General features: G+C 65.5%; 27 protein-coding genes. 10 read left to right on the forward strand and 17 right to left on the reverse strand.

Going from position 1 to position 21824, the window contains the following annotated elements; genetic code table 11:
* The first annotated feature begins 19 nt into the window (after positions 1 to 19).
* A complete protein-coding gene (locus ASE89_RS18105) occupies positions 20 to 1987 on the forward strand; it encodes a hypothetical protein (protein WP_156363537.1) in 1968 nt (655 codons plus the stop codon).
* A gap of 32 nt (positions 1988 to 2019) precedes the next feature.
* Here the strand turns inward: ASE89_RS18105 and ASE89_RS18110 are convergent, their stop codons facing one another.
* Both ASE89_RS18110 and ASE89_RS18115 read right to left on the reverse strand, forming a co-directional pair.
* Entirely contained in the window at positions 2020 to 2658 is a 639-nt protein-coding gene (locus tag ASE89_RS18110; protein WP_056680436.1) for a carbonic anhydrase, read from the reverse strand.
* Positions 2655 to 4235 carry a SulP family inorganic anion transporter gene (locus tag ASE89_RS18115; RefSeq protein WP_051916675.1) on the reverse strand — a complete coding sequence of 527 codons (1581 nt, stop codon included), beginning with the start codon at positions 4233 to 4235 and terminating at the stop codon, positions 2655 to 2657. The genes ASE89_RS18110 and ASE89_RS18115 overlap by 4 nt, the downstream gene beginning before the upstream one ends.
* Before the next feature lie 214 nt (positions 4236 to 4449).
* Between ASE89_RS18115 and ASE89_RS18120 the strand changes: the two genes are divergently transcribed.
* Together ASE89_RS18120 and ASE89_RS18125 are read left to right on the forward strand one after the other, a co-directional pair.
* On the forward strand, positions 4450 to 4989 hold the full coding sequence (locus tag ASE89_RS18120; protein WP_031439670.1) for a J domain-containing protein: 540 nt from the start codon (positions 4450 to 4452) through the stop codon (positions 4987 to 4989).
* Positions 4974 to 5336: a (2Fe-2S) ferredoxin domain-containing protein gene (locus ASE89_RS18125; protein ID WP_330219068.1), complete on the forward strand. Its 363-nt coding sequence runs from the start codon at positions 4974 to 4976 to the stop codon at positions 5334 to 5336. Before ASE89_RS18120 ends, ASE89_RS18125 begins: the two co-directional genes overlap by 16 nt.
* On the opposite strand, the gene ASE89_RS18130 is transcribed toward ASE89_RS18125, so the two are convergent.
* From ASE89_RS18130 to ASE89_RS21480, 9 genes are all read right to left on the reverse strand, one after another.
* Positions 5333 to 5740, reverse strand: a complete 408-nt coding sequence (locus ASE89_RS18130; protein WP_082451735.1) for a SufE family protein — start codon at positions 5738 to 5740, stop codon at positions 5333 to 5335. The two genes, ASE89_RS18125 and ASE89_RS18130, sit on opposite strands and share 4 nt — an antisense overlap.
* A 68-nt stretch (positions 5741 to 5808) precedes the next feature.
* Complete coding sequence (locus tag ASE89_RS18135; protein WP_056680440.1) at positions 5809 to 6048, reverse strand: hypothetical protein; 240 nt, start codon at positions 6046 to 6048, stop codon at positions 5809 to 5811.
* A gap of 12 nt (positions 6049 to 6060) precedes the next feature.
* Complete coding sequence (locus ASE89_RS18140) at positions 6061 to 6300, reverse strand: hypothetical protein (RefSeq protein ID WP_031439668.1); 240 nt, start codon at positions 6298 to 6300, stop codon at positions 6061 to 6063.
* Positions 6301 to 6321: 21 nt separating this feature from the next.
* Positions 6322 to 6591 carry a hypothetical protein gene (locus ASE89_RS18145; RefSeq protein WP_031396338.1) on the reverse strand — a complete coding sequence of 90 codons (270 nt, stop codon included), beginning with the start codon at positions 6589 to 6591 and terminating at the stop codon, positions 6322 to 6324.
* An 11-nt stretch (positions 6592 to 6602) separates the two neighbouring features.
* Complete coding sequence (locus tag ASE89_RS18150) at positions 6603 to 6905, reverse strand: hypothetical protein (protein WP_056680443.1); 303 nt, start codon at positions 6903 to 6905, stop codon at positions 6603 to 6605.
* A gap of 27 nt (positions 6906 to 6932) precedes the next feature.
* Positions 6933 to 7316, reverse strand: a complete 384-nt coding sequence (pspC, locus tag ASE89_RS18155; RefSeq protein WP_031396336.1) for an envelope stress response membrane protein PspC — start codon at positions 7314 to 7316, stop codon at positions 6933 to 6935.
* Position 7317: 1 nt separating this feature from the next.
* Positions 7318 to 7626: an envelope stress response membrane protein PspB gene (gene pspB / locus ASE89_RS18160; protein WP_037528521.1), complete on the reverse strand. Its 309-nt coding sequence runs from the start codon at positions 7624 to 7626 to the stop codon at positions 7318 to 7320.
* Between the two features lies 1 nt (position 7627).
* The gene (gene pspA, locus ASE89_RS18165; RefSeq protein ID WP_031396334.1) at positions 7628 to 8293 is read right to left on the reverse strand and encodes a phage shock protein PspA; all 666 of its coding nucleotides are present in this window, start codon (positions 8291 to 8293) and stop codon (positions 7628 to 7630) included.
* A 40-nt stretch (positions 8294 to 8333) separates the two neighbouring features.
* On the reverse strand, positions 8334 to 8468 hold the full coding sequence (locus ASE89_RS21480) for a hypothetical protein (RefSeq protein WP_260171278.1): 135 nt from the start codon (positions 8466 to 8468) through the stop codon (positions 8334 to 8336).
* A 174-nt stretch (positions 8469 to 8642) separates the two neighbouring features.
* Between ASE89_RS21480 and pspF the strand changes: the two genes are divergently transcribed.
* Positions 8643 to 9704 (forward strand): phage shock protein operon transcriptional activator, encoded by a 1062-nt coding sequence (pspF, locus tag ASE89_RS18170; RefSeq protein WP_056680451.1) that lies wholly within the window; start codon positions 8643 to 8645, stop codon positions 9702 to 9704.
* Between the two features lie 104 nt (positions 9705 to 9808).
* A complete protein-coding gene (locus ASE89_RS18175; RefSeq protein WP_031396332.1) occupies positions 9809 to 10423 on the forward strand; it encodes a superoxide dismutase in 615 nt (204 codons plus the stop codon).
* A gap of 49 nt (positions 10424 to 10472) precedes the next feature.
* On the opposite strand, the gene ASE89_RS18180 is transcribed toward ASE89_RS18175, so the two are convergent.
* The 4 genes from ASE89_RS18180 to ASE89_RS18195 all read right to left on the reverse strand — a co-directional run bounded on the left by ASE89_RS18180 (position 10473) and on the right by ASE89_RS18195 (position 15052).
* Positions 10473 to 11084, reverse strand: a complete 612-nt coding sequence (locus ASE89_RS18180; RefSeq protein WP_269082969.1) for a septation protein A — start codon at positions 11082 to 11084, stop codon at positions 10473 to 10475.
* A 46-nt stretch (positions 11085 to 11130) separates the two neighbouring features.
* Positions 11131 to 12066 (reverse strand): signal recognition particle-docking protein FtsY, encoded by a 936-nt coding sequence (gene ftsY, locus ASE89_RS18185; protein WP_031396330.1) that lies wholly within the window; start codon positions 12064 to 12066, stop codon positions 11131 to 11133.
* Positions 12063 to 13310, reverse strand: coding sequence for a tRNA (N(6)-L-threonylcarbamoyladenosine(37)-C(2))-methylthiotransferase MtaB (gene mtaB / locus ASE89_RS18190; protein WP_056680456.1), 1248 nt, complete (start codon positions 13308 to 13310; stop codon positions 12063 to 12065). The genes ftsY and mtaB overlap by 4 nt, the downstream gene beginning before the upstream one ends.
* Before the next feature lie 116 nt (positions 13311 to 13426).
* Positions 13427 to 15052, reverse strand: a complete 1626-nt coding sequence (locus ASE89_RS18195) for a putative bifunctional diguanylate cyclase/phosphodiesterase (RefSeq protein ID WP_056680458.1) — start codon at positions 15050 to 15052, stop codon at positions 13427 to 13429.
* Positions 15053 to 15358: 306 nt separating this feature from the next.
* On the opposite strand from ASE89_RS18195, the gene ffh reads away from it, so the two are divergent.
* The 3 genes from ffh (at position 15359) to rimM (ending at position 18157) form a co-directional block, all read left to right on the forward strand.
* Positions 15359 to 16888: a signal recognition particle protein gene (ffh, locus tag ASE89_RS18200; RefSeq protein WP_056680466.1), complete on the forward strand. Its 1530-nt coding sequence runs from the start codon at positions 15359 to 15361 to the stop codon at positions 16886 to 16888.
* Between the two features lie 66 nt (positions 16889 to 16954).
* Positions 16955 to 17380, forward strand: a complete 426-nt coding sequence (gene rpsP, locus ASE89_RS18205) for a 30S ribosomal protein S16 (RefSeq protein ID WP_056680468.1) — start codon at positions 16955 to 16957, stop codon at positions 17378 to 17380.
* Positions 17381 to 17614: 234 nt separating this feature from the next.
* A complete protein-coding gene (gene rimM, locus ASE89_RS18210; RefSeq protein WP_082451683.1) occupies positions 17615 to 18157 on the forward strand; it encodes a ribosome maturation factor RimM in 543 nt (180 codons plus the stop codon).
* Between the two features lie 63 nt (positions 18158 to 18220).
* On the opposite strand, the gene ASE89_RS18215 is transcribed toward rimM, so the two are convergent.
* On the reverse strand, positions 18221 to 19126 hold the full coding sequence (locus ASE89_RS18215; protein ID WP_056680470.1) for an NAD(P)/FAD-dependent oxidoreductase: 906 nt from the start codon (positions 19124 to 19126) through the stop codon (positions 18221 to 18223).
* A 363-nt stretch (positions 19127 to 19489) separates the two neighbouring features.
* Here ASE89_RS18215 and trmD point away from each other — a divergent pair, with 363 nt between their 5' ends.
* Both trmD and rplS read left to right on the forward strand, forming a co-directional pair.
* On the forward strand, positions 19490 to 20215 hold the full coding sequence (gene trmD / locus ASE89_RS18220; protein WP_056680935.1) for a tRNA (guanosine(37)-N1)-methyltransferase TrmD: 726 nt from the start codon (positions 19490 to 19492) through the stop codon (positions 20213 to 20215).
* Between the two features lie 2 nt (positions 20216 to 20217).
* Positions 20218 to 20610: a 50S ribosomal protein L19 gene (gene rplS / locus ASE89_RS18225; protein ID WP_031395442.1), complete on the forward strand. Its 393-nt coding sequence runs from the start codon at positions 20218 to 20220 to the stop codon at positions 20608 to 20610.
* A gap of 537 nt (positions 20611 to 21147) precedes the next feature.
* Here the strand turns inward: rplS and ASE89_RS18230 are convergent.
* Positions 21148 to 21690, reverse strand: a complete 543-nt coding sequence (locus tag ASE89_RS18230; RefSeq protein ID WP_056680475.1) for a pseudouridine synthase — start codon at positions 21688 to 21690, stop codon at positions 21148 to 21150.
* Positions 21691 to 21824 lie beyond the last annotated feature (134 nt).

The raw sequence follows: 21824 nt of genomic DNA on the forward strand, positions 1-21824 counted from the left end.
GAAAGACGTGGGGGATGTGATGCGTATCGACCGGGCAGGACTAGCGGGTGCAGGCGTTTTGATGGCGGCGGTCGCCGCGCAGGTCACGGCACAGGGGCTCGTAACCACGGTGCAGCAGGATTTCGAAGCGGCTGCGGCGTTGGATGCGAAGGGCGACAGGCCCGCTGCGCTTGCGGCTTGGACGACGCTTGAGGCGCGAACCAAGCCGGGATCGCGGAGCCGGGGCATTGCGCTGATCCGCAAGAGTGCGGCGCTGTTCAAGCTCGACCGGTCGGACGATGCGGTGACCGCGGCACGCGACGGCCTCGCCCTGTTGCCTGCAAGCGACGCGACGCTCGCCGAGGATCGGTGGCGGGCCTATTTTGATCTGGGCCTCATTGCGCAGAATGCGCTTGATTATGCGGGGGCGAGCGTTTCGTTTGCTAGCGCCGCCGCTGCGGCGGACGGAGCGTCGCTGAAGGTCGCGGCGCTGTTGTCCCTAGCTGACACGACGACGTTTACTGATCCCGCCGCCGCCGATGCAGCCCTTGCGAAGGTCGATGCGCTCGTCCGGACGGCGCCTGCCGATGCGGATGTAAAGGCTCTGATCGCGCGGCGGCGCGCTATCCTGGCGCTGAACCGGGGGCAGTATGAACAGGCGCGGACGCAAGCGGTTGAGGCGGTCAAATTTTATGGCGGGATGACGTCGCAGACTGATTCGCGCGACGTTTCCGCGCGGTCAGATGCGGCGATCGCGTCACTGTTGGCAGGCAAGAGCGAAGAGGCCCGCCGTTACATGGCGATGACCGGCGCGGGCCGGTTGAGCAAGGGGGAGTTTGATCCGGCGGTACAGATGGAGGTACCCGCCTGCGGTGGCGAGGCCGATCTGAGGCCCGCGGACATGGCGGTGGTCGAATTCACGATCGACGATGACGGCGTGGTGCGCGGCGTCTCGCCCATCTATGCCGCAGGCGGTGGCGCGGTGGCGCTCGAATTTGCGCGTGCCGTCCGCGACTGGTCATGGACGCCCGAGCAGACCAAATCCTTTCCCGCGTTCTTCCGCTACAATATCCGCGTCGAGATGCGCTGCTCGACCGCGTTCGAGCGACCGTCGATCACCAAGTTTCTCGACGCGGACATGGCCGCCTGGCTCGAGTCCAAGGGGCTTTCGCTACCGGTAAGCGAACGTGGCGCGGATGCCGCCGCCATCGTCGGGCAACGTGCCGCACTCGCGGCGGCGGAGGGCAAGTCGGGGCCGACATCGCTCGCCACGCTGCCACCCTTGTACCAGCTCGTTGGCAATGCGGTCGTGGGTCGTGAGGAGGCGCATGAGCTGGCGCAGCGGGCGTTCGCTATTGCTCAGGCAAACGGCGCCCCGCCGATCGCGCTGCTCCCGCTCGACATCCGTGTGCGTGAGACCGAAAGTGCCGATAGCTGGAAGCAGGGTGCCTATGCCCGCGCTATCACGCCGCTGCTGTCGAAGCCCGGTTATGCGCAGGATCCGCAAGCGCGATCGGCGCTGCAACTGCTCATAGCGGATTCGACCAAGAGCCGAAGCCGGCGTGTGGCGCCGTTACAGGCGGTCGCGGACGACAAGGGTTTGGCAGCGAACGACCCGATGCGTGTCGGTGCGCTGATCCGGCTGGCGTCGCTGCAGCAGCAGGCGGGGGATCCGGTGGCGGCACGTGCCACGTTCAACCGGTCGGGGCTGGCGGCCAGCCAGTGCGCGATCCTTGATGCCCCGCCCCGATTCCTTTCGGCCGGCGGCACGTTTCCGGATGAAGCCCGCATTTGGGGATTCGAAGGCTGGACCCGGACGCAGTTCGATGTGGGGCCGGACGGCAAGGTGTTTAACGAGCGCGCGGTGCTCAGCTATCCGCCGTTCGTTTTCACCAAGGCCGGCACACAGACCGTCGCGGGCGCCCGATATACGAAGACGTTTCGCCCCGATGGCGGTGTCGGCTGCGGCGGGCTTTCCCAGAATGTCCGGTTCAAGATGCCGGGATGATCCTGCCCTCCCCGTCGGAGGAGGGACTGACGTCAGACCAGCACCTTGTCAGGCCTGCCAATCTCGTCGAGAACCGTGCCGGCGGCGATCTCCATCAGCGGTTTAATGTGGCCGTCGCGCATGTCGTACACCCAGCCGTGGAGCGCCAGTTCCTGGCCCTTGACGAATGCATCCTGCACCGTCTTGGTGCGCGCGAGGCGAACGAGCTGGTCGCGGACGTTGACCTCGACGAAGCGATTGACCTTGGCCTCTTCGGTAGGCTGCGCATCGATCTCGTCGCGGTGATCGCGCAGCACTTCGCGCGCAGTGTCGAGCCACTCGTCGACGGGACCGTCCAGGCCACCTTGCAGCGTACCCATGATGCCGCCGCAACCGTGATGGCCGCAGACGATGACATGCTTCACCTTCAGTACGTCGACCGCATATTGCAGCACCGACATGAGGTTCAGGTCGTGATCGTTGACGAGGTTGGCGATGTTGCGGTGGATGAACATCCCACCCGGCTGAGTCATCGTCATCTGTTCGGGACTGACGCGACTGTCCGAGCAGCCGATCCACAAGAATTCCGGCTTCTGGCCGACCGTCTGGCGGCTGAAGAAATCGGGATTCTCGTCGGTATGCTCTGCGACCCAGGCCTTGTTGGCGAGCAGCAGCTGTTTGTAGCGTCTCATGTGTACAGAACCTCGCTCGATGGCGCGTTGATCAACGCGGCACGCTTGCCGGCGATATCGCCGCGCAGGCTGACGGTGATGCCGCGATATTCCGCGCCTTTGATGAACGCGTTGATGATGTCGATATTGTCGAGGTCGACATAACTGGTCGACGACAGGTCGATCAGCACCTGGGTATTGTCGGGCACGCGGTTCAGCGACTTCTGCAATTCATATTTGTGGATGAAATACAGGTTGCGGCGCGCACGGACGAGGCAGTCGTCGCCATCGCAGGCAAAGGTGATCGCGGTACGGAAGTTGCGTGCAATGACGAATACGAAGCCGACAACGATGCCAATCACGATGCCCTCGAGCAAATCGGTAAACAGGATCGCGCCGACTGTGACGACGAAGGGGATGAACTGCGTCCAGCCCTGCTTGTAGCGTTCCAGAAACAGCTTCGGCTTGGTCAGCTTGTAACCGGTCGCGATCAGCACCGCGGCAAGCGCGGAGAGCGGGATCAGGTTAAGCAGCGACGGGATCAGTGCAACGCTGATCAGCAGCCAGAAGCCGTGGAGCATGGTCGAAAGCTTACTCTCCGCCTTGGCGTCGACATTGGCCGACGATCGGACGATCACCGACGTGACGGGAAGCCCGCCGATCATGCCCGACAGGATGTTACCCCCGCCCTGCGCGAGCAACTCCCAGTTCTTGTCGGTGGAGCGACGGCGCGGATCGATCTCGTCGACCGCTTTCACGCTGAGCAGCGACTCCAAGCTCGCGACGATTGCGAGCGTGACCGCAGTTGTCCAGACGATGCCCATGCTGATGCCGGAAAAGTCCGGTAGCGTGAACAGCGTGGGAAATTCGGAAAGCTTCTGCGTGACGGGTACCTGGACGAGATGTGTCGCCTGGAGCTGCCAATCAGGCTTGACCGCGCCCAGCAGCGCGTTGCCGAGCACGCCGATCAGGACGACGACGAGCGGGCCGGGGACGAACCGGAGCGGGCCGTTTTTCGGTTTCGCGCCGTCCCACCAGAACAGGAACGCCAGGCTGATCCCGGCAATCAGGATCGCACCGGGGGTCACGCTCGCGCTCAGGCTGTCGATGATTCGCGAGAAGGTGTTGACGCCGTTGGCGGTGGAGAATTCGAAGATCCCCTCGGCCTCGCGGTCGAAGCCGACCGCGTGCGGAATCTGCTTGAGGATAAGGATCAGGCCGATCGCGGCCAGCATCCCGGTGATCACCGAGGAGGGCACGAATTCGCTGAGGATACCCGCGCGCGTCAGCGAAAAGCCGATTTGAAGCACGCCCGCCAGCACGACGGCCATCAGGAACATCTGGTAGCTCGGCATGCTTTCGATCGCCGCGAGGACGATCACGGTCAAGCCTGCAGCCGGTCCGCTGACCGACAAGGGAGATTTTGAGAAGAGCCCGACGGCGATGCCGCCGACGATCCCGGCGATGACACCCGCGAACAGTGGCGCACCTGACGCTAGCGCAACGCCCAGGCACAGGGGCAGGGCGACAAGGGCGACTACGATCGACGCGGGAAGATCGGCCCGCCACGTGCTTAGCTTCGGAATGAGAGTTTGCACCAGGGCTCCTGTCGCCGCGACGTCGGCCGGGATGCGCCCGGAGCAGACGCTTTACCCTATGCCAGATGACAATTTATTCATGTTCATTAGGCGATGAACGCCTCCTGACTCAAGGCGCAATGTCGGTCCCTGCCGCAGGTGAACGCATGGCATGATCGTTCGGCGGGACGGTACGCGGTTGCGTTGTCGGTGGGGACGCCTATCTCGAACGGCTATGGCGCGAAGCACGACACGAACACCCGATTGGGGATTTCCGCGGTGGCGCGGCTATGGCTCTAGCAGCGAGGCGGTGACGGTTCGATTGTGCGACCGGCACGGCTGCAACGAACCCGGCAATTGCCCGGCGCCGAAATCGCCCAACAGCCCGGACCGCTGGTATTTCTGCATGACGCATGCGGGCGAGTATAATCGCGGCTGGAATTACTTCGAAGGTCTAAGCGCCGAGGAAGCCGCCGAGCGCGAGGCGGCGGAGACGCGCACTGCGGATGGCTATGCGGATCCGAAGCATTATGCCTGGGCGGGATCGGGCGACGGCAGTCGGTCGCGCGACGAGATGCGTGCGCTTGAAGTGCTGCAACTCGAACCTGATGCGACGTTCGAGGATGTCCGTGCCGCGTGGCGGCGAATGGCCAAGGCCAATCACCCCGATGTGCGTCCGGGCGACAAGGATGCAGCAACGCGGTTCCAGGGTGTCCAGGCCGCTTACGAGGTCTTGCGCGCCGCAGAGGATGCACGGACGTGGAAGCCGGCGTGATCCGCGTGCTGGCAAGCCGCTGGCAGGGCAGCGTGCTGGTCTGCGGCAAATGTTCGAAAAAGCTCGCGGGCGGGTTCGGCGACAAGCGCCGCACGCCGCTCGCCAAGCTGTTGCGCGCCGCCCTTGGGCTGAAGAAGGGGCGCAAGGCCGACCGCGGCGTGGTCGAGGTCAAATGTCTCGGGGTCTGCCCGAAGAACGCGGTCGTGATGATCGATGCGGCCCAGCCCGACCGATGGATGCTGGTCCCCGCCGGCGCCGATGTTGGCGAGATCGTAACGACGCTGCGCGGGGGTGATGCCTCTCCGCCGTCCCCTCCCCGGGTGGAAGACGGCCTCAAGGCCGCCTAGCTGGCGTAGCGTTCGGCGGTCTCGCGGATCAACGCGATCATGTTCGGGATTCCCTGCGTCCGGTTCGAACTGAGTTGATTGCCGAGATCGAACGGCGCCAGTTCCGCACCGATGTCGGTCGCGACGATCGCCGCCGGCGGCTGGTCCTGCACCGCTTGAAGGACGAGCGCGATGATCCCCTTGGTGATCGCAGCGTTCGAATCCGCAAGGAAATGGAGTCGGCCGTCGTCGGTCTTCATCGGATAGACCCACACCGATGCCGAGCAGCCGCGAACCAGCGTTGCATCGGTCTTCAGCGCATCGGGCATGGGTTCGAGATCGCGTCCGAGGTCGATCAGAAGGCGGTAGCGGTCGTCGGGTTCGAGGAAGTCATATTCCTCATGGATATCGGCTAGCTTGGGCATGGCGTCGCGGTACTCCCGCGTCATCTCGCCCGCAACCGCTGCGCGTGCGGCAGGACACGATTGCCGCGCTACAGGTCGACCCCGGCGGCGATCGCCTCCAGCTTCTTGATGCGTTCCTTCAGGTCGGCGATCTCGATGCGCGCACCGGTCGACACCGCAACGGGCAGGCCCGTGTCGTGCGCCTGGTCGAGCTCCAGGCGCCTGAGCGACAGCCAGCCGCGCCAGCCGGCGAGTCCAGCGGTGACGATCATGGCGAGCGCCACCAGGCCGGTCAGCGCGAGCGTGATATAGACGTTCGGTTCGGTCATGTCCGCCTCCTCCTAGCGGTCGCGGAGCCGCTCGATCTCTCGGTCGAGATCGACGCTCTTGTGGTTGTCGGTGATGACGCGTTCGAGCACCTGGATGCGCTCCTTCATCTGGCGCACCTCGTCGCGCAGACGCAGCGTGTCGGCGGTGTCGGCCGGGGCGGAAAGCGATCCTTGGGCTTGGTACCGCGCCCGGAGCACGCGGGAGACCGCCACGATCAAAACGATACAGACGACCATCGTGAAGGGATTCATCGGTCAGCTCCTGAATACGGATTAGTTTAGGGGGCGCTCGTCCCGGAGCAGGTCGATCTCGTCCGCCAGGCCGATCCCGCGGTCGGTGACGATCCGTTCCAGTACCCTCACACGCTGTTCGAGACGTTCATTCTGTGCCGCATATTGTGCGGACTTTTCGGCGACGAGTTGGGCATCGATTTCCATCCGGCGCTGCCGATAGGCGAACCAGGGCTTCACGAAGACGCCACCGAAGATCGCGAGCAGGCCGCAGGATATGCCGAGAATGGGGATGAGCAGGGGGCTGATCATGGCGGCGTCCTCTATCTTGGCTGGAGGCGGAGAGCCTCGATCTCGCGGGCGGTACGCTCCGCGGGATCGGTGGCAATGCGCTCAAGAACGGCGATTCGCTCTTCGAGACGGGAGACCTGGCCAGTCAGGCGCTCGTTTTCGCCGGAAAGCAGTTCCAACTTGCGGGCGTCGTTCGGGTCGACCCGGTGCGTCTTTCCGCTCCACTCATCCTCCAGCGCATAGCCGTGCTTTGCGCGGATCCAGTTGTTGATCACCCATCCCATCGTCGTGATCGCGATGATCGCGACGACGAAACCCGGTCCACCCCAATTCATCGTCATTCTCCCCGTCTACGCCGCGTCTCAGCGCAGGCTGTCGATCTCTGCCGCGAGGCTGCTGCTGCTCCGGCTGGTATAATGCGTCTCGATGTCGGCGAGACGACGGTCGATATCGCGGAACTTGCTGCGGACCTCTGCGGTCGAACGCTTCGGGTTCGAGCGGACGCCCTGCCAGAACTTCGCGTCGTCGGGTGTTTCGTACAGACCGAACGGCTTTGGCTGTCCCATCCACGCGACCAGCCAATAGGCGATCAGCGTCCAGGGAAAGCCCCCGGCCAGCGTCAGCAGGACGACCGAGACGCGGACGATGAGTACATCGATCCCGGTATAGTCGGCGATCCCCGCGCAGACGCCCTTCCATTTGGCATTCTGCTTGTCGAGGTAGAATTGAGTGCGGCTGGCGGACATTTCAGTTCCTCCGATCCATGTTGCGTTCAAAGCGGGTGTCGATCGGGCGGTCAGCCTGGCGATCGGACAGGTAGGACGACTGGCTGGTGCCGAGCCCCGGCTTCCAGTCGGGATTATCGGCGGCGATGATCCGCTCGACTGTCAGCACCCGGTCCTCGAGCCGGCGGGCGAGGAGCTGCATCTCGTCGAGCAGTCGTTCGTCCTCATCGGTGATCTTGGGTGCGGTCTTCCACTTGGTGACATAATGCAGGATCAACCAGGGCAGCCCGACGAGCGCGCCGAGAATGGCGACGAGTCCTTCGAAATCCATTTCAGTCGTCCTTCTTCAGGCGGGCCTTCAGCGCGGCGAGCTGGGCATCGACCTTGTCGTTGCTGCGCAATTCGGCAATCTCCTCCTCTAGCGTCTTGACGACACCGAGCCCCATCGCGTCGGCGCGACCCTCGGCTTCGTCGACGCGGCGGTCGAGAATGTCGAAGCGGCTGAAAGCCTCGTGCGTCTTGGGGCCGTTATACATCTCGCGAAGCCGGGTGCGGTTGTTCGCGCTTTCCAGCCGCGTCTGCACCGCATTCTGCTTGGTCCGCGCCTCGCGCAGCTTGGTCTGCAGCTTGGCGATGTCCGCCTCGGAGGCGCTGAGCGCGTCGTCGAGGACGCCGACTTCCGCCTTGAGCTGCTCGGCCATGTCGGATGCCTTCTGGCGCTCGACCAAGGCTGCCTTGGCAAGATCTTCGCGGTCCTTGCTCAGCGCGAGCTCGGCCTTCTCGGTCCAGTTTTCCTGGAGCTGTTCTAGCTTGGCGATATGGCGGCGCATCTCCTTCTGGTCCGCGATGGTACGCGCGGCGGAGGCACGAACCTCGACCAGCGTTTCCTCCATCTCCAGGATGATCATCCGGATCATCTTGGCCGGATCCTCCGCCTTCTCGATGAGGTCGGCGAAGTTGGCGGCGACGATGTCGCGGGTGCGGGAAAAAATGCCCATGTAAATTCTACTCCAGGGGTCTTCGTGCGGCGGACGAACCTTATGCCACGATTGCGGTGTGTCGCGTAGCGGGCGCCTGATGCGCGGGCGCCACCGCCGCGAGAATGAAGGTGGCGCTGACGACGAAGGTGCAGGCGAGCGTGGCGACGGTGCGGACGATGTCGGTCTTGATCATGATGTGTCCCCTTTGAGGCGATGGTAAGTTCCGCCTTTGGGCGGGTTGTTCAAAGCATTGCATCAGTCGTGCCAGTTTTAGAAAAGCCCGGAAATCATGCGGTTGTGCCGGCAGAGCGTCGAGCGGGCAGATTGTTCCTTGCTATGCGTTGGGAATTTCCGCCACACTTTGGCAATGGAGAGAACAACGCAGGTCATCGGCCAGTCCGGCGCGTTCATGGGAGCGCTCGAACGTGCGTCGCGCGCGGCGGCGCTCGACCGACCGGTGCTCGTGATCGGGGAACGCGGCACGGGCAAGGAACTGGTCGCCGAGCGACTCCACCGGTTGAGCCCGCGTTGGGACCAGCCACTCGTGATCATGAACTGCGCTGCGCTGCCCGAGACGCTGATCGAGGCCGAATTGTTCGGACATGAGGCCGGCGCGTTCACCGGCGCGACCAAGGCCCGGGTCGGGCGGTTCGAGGAGGCACATGGCGGCACCCTGTTCCTTGACGAGCTGGGCACGCTGTCGATGGCGGCGCAGGACCGATTGCTGCGCGCCGTCGAATATGGCGAGATCACCCGGATCGGCTCATCGCGGCCGCTGCGCGTCGACGTCCGGATCGTGGCTGCGACGAACGAGCATCTCCCCGACAAGGTGATGCGGCATGAATTTCGCGCCGACCTGCTCGATCGGTTGTCATTCGAGGTCGTCACGCTGCCGCCGCTGCGTGCGCGCGCCGGTGACGTGATGGTGCTGGCGGACCATTTCGGTCGACGGATGGCGTCCGAGCTCGGGCGCGAGCGGTGGGAGGGGTTCGGACCCTCGGCACGCGCCGCGCTGGCGGACTATGACTGGCCGGGCAATGTCCGTGAGCTGCGCAACGTCGTCGAACGCGCGGTCTATCGCTGGGAGCATGAGGGGCCGATCGATGCGATCGAGATCGATCCATTCCAGTCGCCGCACAGGCCGGGCGCCGCGGACCGCAAGCTGGTCCAGACGCCGGCCGCGATGGCGCCGTCTGCCGGCGGGACTGGTAACGCGGCAGACGATGACGCCGACGATCCGGTTGTCGCATGCGAGGACGGGCCGTCGGATTTCAAGTCGCGCGTGTCCCGGTTCGAGCGCGACCTGTTGTCGCGCGCGCTGGCCGAGCATCGCTTCAACCAGCGCGCCACCGCCGAGGCGCTCGGCCTCAGCTATGATCAGCTGCGGCATGCCCTCAAGCGGCACGAACTGTTGCACGCCGGCGGCTGATCGACGTCCGGTCCGCTTGTGTAACGACCGTCCGGGGACCATTTGGGGGCCGCGGGCGTTTGACGTCCGACCCCATTCACCTATTGTCTTTGAGGAGACTTCTGATGGCTTTCGAACTTCCCCCGCTGCCTTACGCCTATGACGCGCTCGAGCCCGTGATCGATCAGGAAACGATGAAGTTTCATCACGACAAGCATCACGCGGCGTACACGGCCAAGCTGAACGAGGGCGTCGAGAAGGACTCCGCGCTCGCGGGCAAGTCGATCGAGGATATCCTCGGCATGATCTCGTCGCAGCCGCCGCTGGTGCGCAACAATGGCGGCGGTTTCTGGAACCACGACTTCTTCTGGAAGACGATGGCAGCCAAGACGGGGCAGGCGCCGTCGGGCAAGCTCGCCGAGGCGATCGATCGCGATTTCGGTAGCCTCGACAAGCTCAAGGACGAGTTCAACACCAAGGGTGCAGGGCAGTTCGGGTCGGGCTGGGCGTGGCTGATCGCCGATGACAGCGGCAAGCTGAAGGTCACGAGCACGCCGAATCAGGACAACCCGCTGATGGACGATGCTAAGGAGCCCGGTACGCCGCTGCTCGGCAACGACGTCTGGGAGCACGCCTATTACCTGACGTACAAGAATGATCGTCCGGGCTATCTGAAGGCGTGGTGGGATATCGTGAACTGGGATGTCGTCGGCGAGCGCTACGCGAAGGTCGCTGGCTGAGCCGATCCCGTTACCGTCATCCCGGCTTTACCGGGATGACGGTTTATAATTACCCTTCGGGCGGCAGGTCGGTGACGGCCTTGTCGCCCGTTTGCAATCCATGCTTGAGCAGCATCGGAATGTTGGCAAAGGCGAAGATCAACGTCATCGGGATCGCGCCCCAGAGCTTGAAGCCGACCCAGAAATCCCACGTGGTGTTCCGCCAGACGACTTCGTTCAACACCGCCATGAACACGAAGAACACCATCCAGTTGCGCGTGAGTTTGCGCCAGCCCTCGGCCGTCAGTCCTGGATAGGCGGTGCCCAGCAGCGACTGAAGCAGCGGGCGCCCGGTCACCAGCCCGAAGGTCAGGATGGCGGCGAACATCGCGTAGATGATTGTGGGCTTCATCTGGATAAAGCGCTGGTCATGGAAATAGATCGTCAGGCCACCGAATACGACGATCAGGGCACCCGACATCCACAGCATCGGCGAGATATGTCCCGCCTTTACCTTCGAGACGATCATCGCAACGATCGTCGCGACGATGAACGCGGTCGTCGCGGTGACCACGCGCGCGATCGGTGCGCCGGGGGTGAGGAAGTTCACCGCGAAAAAGATCGCGAGCGGACCATAATCGATCGCCATGCGCAGGCCGGGGGACAGGGGGGGCTTGGTCACTATTGTATCCAGGAATTGCGGTAAGACCGGAGAGCGGGGCGGCGTGTTATTTTCGGACGCTTTCGACGCCCGCGATGATCCGGCTGACCTCGTTTGCGTCGAACGGGCGCAGGTCCGTCATGCCTTCGCCGATACCGATCGCGTGGATCGGCAGGCCGTATTTCTCCGCCGCTGCGACCAGCACGCCGCCGCGCGCGGTGCCGTCAAGCTTGGTCATCACGACGCCGGTCACGCCCGCCACCTCCTTGAAGACCTCGATCTGCTGGAGCGCGTTCTGCCCCGTCGTCGCATCAAGGACGAGGACGATGTCGTGCGGGCTCTCGGGATTGATACGGCCGAGCACGCGACGGATCTTGGCGAGCTCGTCCATCAGTTCGCGCTTGTTCTGCAGACGGCCCGCGGTGTCGACGATCAGCACGTCGATCCCCGTCTCAGTCGCCTTCTTCACCGCATCCCAGACGACGCCCGCTGCGTCGCCGCCCTCCGGTCCGGTGACGATCGGCACGCCGACGCGCTCGGCCCAGGTGCGCAACTGGCCGATCGCAGCGGCGCGGAACGTGTCGCCCGCCGCCAGCATGACGCCGTAATCCTGTTCCATCAGCAGATGCGCGAGCTTGGCGATGGTGGTGGTCTTGCCCGACCCGTTGACGCCAATCACCAGGATAACCTGCGGGCGTGGGAAGGCGTCGATCTCGAGCGGCTTGGCGACCTTGGCGAGGACCTTTTCGACCTCTTCCGCGACGATGACGCGGATGCCGAGCTCTTCCATGTTGCGCTCGAAACTGCCCTCGGCGAGACGATGGCGGATGCGGCCGGCGGTTTCGGGACCGAGGTCCGATGCGATCAGCGCCTCCTCGATCTCGTCGAGCGTCGCATCGTCGAGCCGCGCGCCGCTGAGGCCCGCGAGATTGCCGACGAGCCGGTCAGAGGTACGCTTAAAGCCGCCGATGAGTTTGTCGTGCCAGCTTGGGGTGGTGCTCATAGGGATTCCCGTGTTGCGCTCAGGCGCTCGCCCAGAACGCCGGTGATCGTGATTCGGAGGATGTCGCCGGGTGCCGCAGGCGCGTCCAGCAGGACTTCCGCGAAATTTCCGACATGGCCGCGGTCGCCCGGACGTTCGATCAGCAGGTGCTGCGTCGTCCCGACCAGCGTCTGCAACCATGTCGCGTGAACGGCCTGGCCCGTCTCGCGGAGGATCGCAGCGCGTCGGCGGCGGATCTCGGGCTCGACCTGCGGCATCCGGGCGGCGGGGGTGCCGGCCCGCGGTGAATAGGGGAAGATGTGCGAATGAACGATGTCGCAGTCAGCGATCAGCGCATGCGTGTTCTGGAACATCGCCTCGTCCTCGGTCGGAAACCCGGCGATCAGGTCCGCGCCGATCGCGATGTCGGGACGGGCGGTCTTGAGCCGCTGGACGAGCGCCACGCTCTGGGCGCGCGAATGACGTCGCTTCATCCGCTTCAACACCATGTCGTCGCCCGCCTGGAGCGAGAGGTGGACATGCGGCATGATCCGGGGCTCGGTCGTGAGCAGCGCGAAGAGCCTGTCGTCGATCTCGATGCCGTCGAGCGACGACAGACGGAGCCGCTCGAGCCGCGGCACCGCGTGCAGAATGCGCTCGACAAGCTGGCCGAGCGTGGGGGCGCCGGGAAGATCGGGGCCATAGCTGGTCAGGTCGACGCCGGTCAGAACGATCTCGCGGTGTCCTGCATCGACCAGCCCGGCAATCCGGTCGACAACTGCGCCTGCGGGGACCGAGCGGCTTGGCCCCCGTCCGAACGGGATCGCGCAGAAGGTGCAGCGATGATCGCAGCCGTTCTGGACCTCGACAAAGGCGCGGGCATGCGACGAAAAGCTAGCAACCAGATGCGGCGCGGTTTCGCGAACCTGCATGATGTCGCTGACGACCACCGGTGCGAGCGTGGCCCATGCGGCTGGGGAGAGCTTGTCGGCATTGCCGATCACGCGATCGACCTCGGGCATCGCCGCGAAGGCACCCGGGTCGATCTGCGCTGCGCATCCGGTGACGACGATCTGCGCATCCGGGCGATCGCGCCGGGCCCGGCGGATCGCAACCCGCGTCGCCTTCACTGCCGCATTGGTGACGGCGCAGCTGTTGACCACGACCATGTCCCGCCCGGCGACGAGCGCGCGGATGGTCTCGCTCTCGGCGATGTTGAGACGGCAGCCGAGGCTGACGACCTCTGGCAGCGGGGCAGATGGCATGATGCGCGATCTAGGAGGGGCGGGGGGCAAAGTCCACGGCTTGCAGCGCCGGGCTGGAGTAAGGATGGAGGCTCGGCAGTCGGCACGTCCGTGGTCAGGCTGCGGCGGGGCCGCGGTCAGCCTGCGAGTCGTGGCGCTATGCCGCGGACCGGCGGGAAGTCGCCATCGGGCTGGTGTGCGAGCAGGCGCTGTTCGGCGAGCAGCCGGCGCAACTGCGCAGCGTTCATGGGGCGACCGTAGAGATAGCCCTGTCCCTTGGCGCAGCCGAGCGCGCGCAGCCGCTCCTCGACCGCGGCGTCCTCGATGCCCTCGGCGGTGACCGGCAGGTTCAGGCTGTCGCCAAGCCGGACGATCGTGTTGACGATCGCCATGCTCTCCGCATTGTCGAGGATCGACGCGACGAAGCTGTGATCGATCTTGATGCGGTCGAACGGGAGCGCGCGCAGATGCGCAAGGCTCGAAAAGCCGGTGCCGAAATCGTCGAGCGCCAGGCGGATGCCCTGATTCTTCAAGCTGCCCACGATCGATTGGGCAAGCGCCAGATTGTCGAACAGCGCGCTTTCGGTAACCTCGATCTCGAGCCGGCTGGCGGGAAAGCCCGTCTCGACCAGCGTCTTGATGATCTTTTGCGCCAGCCATGCATCGCGCAGCTGGACCGGGGAAATGTTGATCGACAGCGTCAGCGCCGAATCCCAGTCGCGTGCCGCAGTGCAGGCCTGACGCATGAGCGACAGCGACAGGTCGCCAATGACGCCGATCTCCTCGGCGATCGGGATGAAGACGTCCGGGGGGATCATCCCGCGCGTTGGATGGTCCCAGCGCGCCAGAACCTCGAACCCGGTGGTAAGCCCCGTGGCGAGATCCACCTGCTGTTCGAAATAGGGGATGATGTCCTGCGCGGCGACCGCAAGGCGGAGCCCGGATTCGAGCTCACCGCGCACCTGCAGCGATTGCTCCATCGCGGTGTTGAACCAGACGTGGCGATTGCGGCCCGCCGTCTTGGCCGCGTGGAGGGCGATGTCCGCGTTCCGCAACAGCGCGTCGATCGAGGCACAGTCCGCGTCCGAGCGGGCGACGCCGATCGACACGGTGGCGTGAATGTCGACGCCGTTCGCACGGAAGGGCCGCGCGAAGCCGGTGACGAGACGCTCCGCGATCCGATCTGCCACCCCTTGATGCGCCGGATCGAAGACGAAGGCGCAGGCGAATTCGTCCGCGCCCAGGCGTGCCAGGAGGCTTGATGTGGGGGCGATGGCCGCGATCGTTTCCGCGACATGAACGAGCACCTGGTCGCCGACGGCATAGCCGTGCATGTCGTTGACGCTCTTGAAGAAGTCGACGTCGATCGTGAGCATCGCCACCACCTTGCCCCGGCGTCTCGCGCTGCCGAACAGGGTCGCGCCATCTTCGGACAGACTGCGGCGATTGAGGAATCCGGTCAGCGAATCGCGCTGTGCCAGAACGCGGGCGCGATGACCCGCATCGGTCGCCTCGTTAAGCTCGGCAGTGAGCGCGCGATAGCGCAGGCAGCCAAACAGCAACAGCGCGACGTTGAGCAGCACGGCGACAACCAGACCTTGGTCGATACCGGAACTGCGTCCCATCAGACGGGCAAATATGCCGACCAGAACGGCGCCGCCGGTACCGACGAGCATCAACGCTGCAGCCCCGGTCACGGCGCCGGTGACGAATTCCCGGTTGATGGTGCGGGGCGAACGGGTCGCCGCCGGCGGTGCGGTCATGGGCTGGATCGCCTGTGAGGTCGGGGCGGACACACATATGACATAGCATAAGTGTAGGACCGGTTAAGAGCGTCGATCCGTCCAATATGGCGGGGAGGGGCTTTGACGTTGGACGCCGTCGCAGCGCATCGACGGACGGGTCGCTTGCGTCGGCGGCCCGGGTCGCGTAAGCAGCACGCCACGTTCCGTTACGGGGCACATGTGACGAGCATCCAAGGATGCACGCTGGCCGGCGAGGTTTCGCCCGCCGGCGCTTTTGCGTTGGGCGTCGTCATGTGTCCGGTAATGGTGATTGGGAGTGTCTCGATGTTCGAAAGCCTGAGCGATCGTCTTGGCGGCGTCTTCGACCGCCTGCGCGGCCGGGGTGCGCTGACCGAAGCGGACGTGCGCGCGGCAATGCGCGAGGTTCGCGTTGCGCTGCTCGAAGCCGACGTCGCGCTGCCCGTCGCGCGCGAGTTCGTAGAGAAGGCGACCGAGAAGGCGATCGGCCAGAACGTCCTGCGCTCGGTCACGCCGGGGCAGCAGGTCGTCAAGATCGTCAGCGATGCGCTAGTCGAGATGCTGGGCGCGGATGCGTCCGAGCTCGATCTGGGCGTCACGCCGCCCGCGATCATCATGATGGTTGGGCTTCAGGGCTCGGGTAAGACGACCACCACCGCCAAGATCGCCAAGCGGCTGTCGGCAGGGCCGGGTGGGCGCGATCGCAAGAAGGTGCTGATGGCGTCGCTCGACGTCAATCGCCCGAACGCGCAGGAACAGCTCGCGACGCTCGGCACGCAGATTTCGGTCGCGACCTTGCCGATCGTCACCGGCCAGCAGCCGGTCGATATCGCACGGCGCGCGATGCAGGCGGCCAAGCTGCAGGGCTTCGACGTCCTGATGCTCGACACCGCGGGTCGACTCCATGTCGACCAGGCGTTGATGGACGAGATGAAGGCGGTCGCCGACGTCGCGAACCCGGCTGAGATCCTTCTCGTCGTCGATTCGCTGACCGGCCAGGATGCGGTCAACGTCGCGCAGAACTTCTCCGACCAGGTGCCGTTGACGGGTATCGTGCTGACCCGGATGGACGGCGATGCGCGCGGCGGCGCTGCGCTGTCGATGCGTGCGGTCACCGGCAAGCCGATCAAGTTTGCGGGTACCGGCGAGAAGCTCGATGCGCTCGAGGCGTTCCATCCCGAGCGGGTCGCCGGGCGGATCCTCGGCATGGGCGACGTCGTCAGCCTCGTCGAGCGCGCCGCGGAGTCGATCCAGGCCGAAGACGCCGAGCGGATGGCGGCCAAGATGGCCAAGGGGCAGTTCGACATGAACGACCTGCGTGCTCAGCTGGCGCAGATGCAGCGGATGGGCGGGCTCGGCGCGTTGGCGGGGATGATCCCCGGCATGAAGAAGGCGCAGGGCGCGGTCGCTTCGGTCGGCGGCGAGAAGGTCCTCGTCCATATGGACGCGATGATCGGATCGATGACGATCAAGGAGCGCGCCAAGCCCGAGCTGATCAACGCCAAGCGCAAGATCCGTATCGCCAAGGGCTCCGGCACCACGGTGCAGGAGGTCAACAAGCTGCTCAAGATGCACCTCGAAATGTCGACCGCCATGAAGAAGATCAAGAAGATGGGCGGCATGAAGGGCATGATGGCGATGCTCGGCAAGGGCGGCATGGGCGGCGGTCTTGGCGGCATCGGTAACGCGATCGGCGGGCCGCAGATGGGCGATATGCTCAACAAGGCCGGCGCAGGTGGGCTGCCTGGGGGCAATTCCGGGGGCGGCCTACCGGGTCTGGGCGGGAAAATGCCGCAGCTGCCTACGGGCTTCGACGATTTTCTGAAGAAGAAATAACCTCTTACTCAACCCCATTACCCCGGCGTTTGCCGGGCGAAATTTTAGAAAACGAAGGAAAATATCATGGCAACCAATATTCGTCTCGCACGTGGCGGCTCCAAGAAGCGTCCTTATTACAAGATCGTCGTCGCCGATGCGCGCAGCCCGCGTGATGGCCGCTTCATCGAGAAGATCGGCAACTACAACCCGCTCCTCGCCAAGGACAACGAGCAGCGCGTGCAGCTCGACGCCGATCGCGCGAAGCATTGGCTGAGCGTCGGCGCGCAGCCGACCGACCGCGTCGCCCGCTTCCTCGACGCAGCAGGCGTTCTCGAGCGTTCGGCCCGCAACAACCCGAACAAGGGCAAGCCCGGCGAGAAGGCCACCGAGCGCGCTGAAGAGCGTGCGACCAAGGCGGCCGAAGCTGCCGAGGCAGAAGCGGCTGCAAAGGCAGCACCTGCTGCCGAAGCAGAGGCACCTGCTGCTGAGACCGAAGAAGCCGCTTCGTAAGATCGTCTTCCTCGTCATCCCGGCGAAGGCTGGGATCCAGAGCCAGGGACGGCAGCGTCCTTGGCTCTCGATCCTGGGTCTAGCTCAGGATGACGGCTTGGGGGCGGCTATGTTCGCACCCGAATGGCGGTTCATGCGTTCTTTGTCGGTCTGTCACCCACACGGAGCGCATGATGACCCCCGATCCAGATCCAAGAACAGCCCCCGCACCCGAGGACATCGAAGATGCCAGCAATGAAGGCGTCTCCGCCGAAGACCCCGCAGAAGGCGCCGACGATAGCCCCGGACCCGACACCGGCTCCGCGCAAGGGTAGCGTCACGCTCGCCGTCGTGATCGGCGCGCACGGTATCGGCGGCGAAGTGCGGCTGAAGGTCTTTGCCGAGACCATGTCGGGCTATAAGAGTTTCAACGACGGTACGCTGACGCTCAAGTCGGCGCGCCCTGGCAACAACGGCACGATCGCCCGCTTTGCCGAGGTCGCCGATCGGAACGCTGCAGAAGCGTTGCGGGGGACCGAATTGACGGTGCCGCGATCGTCGTTGCCGCCGCTCGAGGATGGCGAATATTACCACACCGACCTGATCGGGCTCCCCGTCGTCTCTACCGATGGTGAGGCGATCGGACGCGTTGTCGCAATCGATAATTTCGGTGCGGGCGACGTTATCGAGATCGGACGGCCGACTGGTAAGCGGTTCATGGTGCCGATGCGCGTCGAGGCGGTTCCAGAGTGGGATGCGGAACGACTCGTAGTCGAGGCGTCTTTCGCTACCGAATAGTTCCTTCGAGCTTAGCTCTTTCACGAACGCGGGGGCCCCGCCTTCGCGGTGAGGCATCCAAAGTCAGCGCCGGATCGGGCGCTGCTCCGACAGCATGTTGCGGATGGTCGTGGCGGCCACCCCGGCTTCGCCCATCGCGTGGCTGATCTGGTCGAGCCCCTTCACCACGTCGCCCGCCGCGAACAGCCCGGGGATCGAGGTGCGCTGGTGGTCGTCGACCTCTAGGCAGCCTTCGTCCGTCGCACGTGCGCCGGCGGCGACCGCGAGTTCCGACCGGATCACCGAGCCTAACGCCGGATAGACGCTGTCGAACGACAGACGCCCGTCGACCGTGTCGAGCGCGAACCGGTTGTCTTCGATCGCGTAGTTGCCGCAGGGGCCGCCGACGCGGACGATACCGGCGTCGTCGAGGGCCGCCTCGCAGGCGGGATCGAGATCATGGCCGCCGTCCGGGGCGATCAGCGTCACGTCGGCGGTGTAGCCGCGCAGGAACAGCGCTTCGCGCATGCCGTGGTCGCCGGTGCCGATGACGCCGACGCGCTTGTCGGTAACCTCATAGCCGTCGCAGATCGGGCAATAGCGGAGAAGCCCGGCCTCCAGGGCCTCGTCATGAAGCGCGTCGGGCATGGCGGGGCGGTTGTTGACGACGCCTGTTGCCAGCAGGACGCTCCGCGCGCGGGCGCGGCGGTCGCCCAAACGGACGGTGAAGCCGTCGTCGTCTACCTCGATCGCATCGACCCGCGCGGCCTCGCGTACCGCCCCATAGATCTCCGCCTGCGTCAGCATCCGGGCGAGGAGGTCGGTGCCGCGGATGCCTTCGGGGTAGCCGGCGTGGTTGTGCGTGCAGGGGATCAGCGCGGCGCGGCTGCTGCCGCAGTCGAACAGCCGGATCGAGAGGTGGAACCGCGCGAGATAGATCGCGGCGGTAAGGCCTGCGGGGCCGGCGCCGATGATGATGCAATCGTCCATCCCGCTATAAGCGCGGCGCGGCGAATCCGTTCCGGTGGCGAAACGCTCGATCGCTATCGCAAGCCGGGCGCGGGAGTGATAGCGGCGTGCGGCATGAGCTATTGTCGTTGGTCGGAAGGCGATCTCCACGCCTATGCGTCGCACACCGCGGACGGGGTGCGCCGGTATGTCGCGCAGGTCGCCGAGCCTGCCATGGAACGGTGCGGGGTGGAGGCGGAATATGTCGAGGACAGCGCCGACGCGTTCCTTGCACGCCTGAAATGGCTGAAGACGCGGGGGTGCGAATTCCCCGCCGACGTCGTGCCCCAAATCCTCGCCGCGGCGCAGGAGGAGGCGCGGCTGGCGCGGCTGGCGGCGGGCGAGCTGCCCTGGGCAGCGACGATCGTGACGCTGTACCCCGAGATGTTCCCCGGGCCGCTCGGCACGTCGCTGGCCGGACGGGCGCTGGGGGAGGGGCGGTGGTCATGCGAGCCCGTCCAGCTGCGCGACTTCGCGACCGACAAGCATCGCTCGGTCGACGACACGCCGGCGGGTGGCGGCGCGGGGATGGTGCTGCGCGCGGACGTGGTCGCCGCGGCGATCGACAGCGTCGCGGACGGGCGGCCGGTGCTGGCGATGACGCCGCGCGGCAGGCCGCTGACGCAGGAGCGCGTTCGAGAGCTTGCAGGGGGCCCCGGCGTCACCGTGCTGTGCGGGCGGTTCGAGGGGTTCGACGAGCGGCTGTTCGAGGCGCGCGCCATCGAGGAGGTGTCGATCGGCGACTATATCCTGTCGGGCGGCGAGATGGGCGCGCTGGTGCTGCTCGATGCTTGCATTCGGCTGCTGCCCGGCGTAATGGGCGCGGCTTCTAGTGGGGATGACGAGAGCTTCGAAACGGGGCTTCTCGAATATCCGCATTATACCCGACCTCAGATATGGGAAGGGCGCACGATCCCGCAGGTGCTGCGATCGGGGGATCATGCGAAGATCGACGCATGGCGCAAACGCCGCGCGGAGATCGATACACGGTCACGGCGACCGGACCTTTGGGAGCGCCATGAGGGCGCTCGGGTCCAGTCGCCCTCTGGCGCGCGGCGACACGAGGACTGACTATGAACCTGTTGCAGACGATCGAAGCCGAGAACATCGCGAAGTTCCTGGCCAACAAGACCATCCCCGATTTCCGCCCCGGCGATACGCTGAAGGTCGGCGTGAAGGTCGTCGAAGGCGAGCGCACCCGTATTCAGAACTATGAGGGCGTGTGCATCGCGCGCTCGAACAAGGGCATGGGCAGCAACTTCACCGTGCGCAAGATGAGCTTCGGCGAGGGCGTCGAGCGCGTCTTCCCGCTCTACTCGCCGAACGTCGATTCGATCGAAGTCGTCCGCAAGGGCGCCGTGCGTCGCGCCAAGCTGTATTACCTGCGTGGCCGTACCGGCAAGGCAGCGCGTATCGCCGAGCGTCGCGACATGCGCCCCGCCAAGGGCACCGCAGCCGCCGAGTAATCGGCTCCTGCGAGACGCGATCGAGGGCGCGGGGGCGATGGTCCCCGCGCCCTTTTTCGTGCGCGGCGTCCGGCGTCTGGCGAGAGCAGGGGCGGGGGCGGGGACCGCGAATGTTGCGAATGTTGAGACGATAGCGCGTTTTTTCGCGCGGGGGTGACGACCCCCTGTCGGGCATGACCCGACGGCCGCGGAGGCGGGGGCGCGAGTCGAGGCTGGATCAGACCAGGCCATGCGGGCAGGCTGCGCCTTTTGCGGCATTTTGGCCAGCAGCGTTCCTTACAGCGGGCGGGGCGATGACGCGCGCCATGGAGGGCCGTCCTCGTGACCCTGGATCCTGACTTTCGTCAGGATGACGGCGTGGGAGGGGCGGCGGCCCTTTTGGCCCTGGATCCTGACTTTCGTCAGGATGACGGCGTGGGAGGGGCGGCGGCGCTTGTGGCCCTGGGTCCTGATGTTCGTCAGGATGACGGTGTGGGTGGGGCGGTGGCCCGTGTGGATCGTGGGCCGTGGTGTTGAGGCGGGCGGCGCAGGGCCGGGTCAGGCGTCGCGCCAGCGGCCGGGGGCGAGATCCGCCAGGGTCCAGTCGCCGATGCTCCAGCGGACGAGGCGGAGCGTCGGGTGGCCGATCGCCGCGGTCATCCGGCGGACCTGGCGGTTGCGGCCTTCGCGGATCGTGATCCTCAGCCAGCAATCGGGGATGCTCGCGCGGACGCGGATCGGCGGCACGCGCGGCCAGAGGTCGGGTGCGTCGATCCGTTCGACCTCGGCGGGGCGGGTGGGGCCGTCCTTCAGCACGACGCCGTCGCGCAAGGCATCGAGCGCGGCCTCGCCCGCCTCGCCCTCGACCTGCACGAGATAGGTCTTGGCCAGCTTGAACTTCGGATCCGCGATCCGCGCCTGGAGGCGACCGTCGTCGGTCAGCAGCAACAGCCCCTCGCTGTCCCGATCCAGCCGCCCCGCCGGATAGACGCCGGGCACCTCGACGAACTGCGACAGCGTCGCGCGCGGCGTCGGCGACTTCTCGTCGGTGAACTGGCTGAGGACGTCGTAGGGTTTGTTGAAGAGGATCAGGCGGGGCATGGCGGCGGCTTTAGAGGGATTGCCGGTGCGGTTCGACCGTAATTCCTCCCCCGCAAGGGGGAGGTGGCTGGCATTTGCCAGACGGAGGGGGCGGTAAGGGATGGCCTCTGTTCCGTATCCTCCCCCTCCGACGC

The organism is Sphingomonas sp. Leaf30 (assembly GCF_001422525.1).
GTDB classification, from domain to species: domain Bacteria; phylum Pseudomonadota; class Alphaproteobacteria; order Sphingomonadales; family Sphingomonadaceae; genus Sphingomonas; species Sphingomonas aerolata.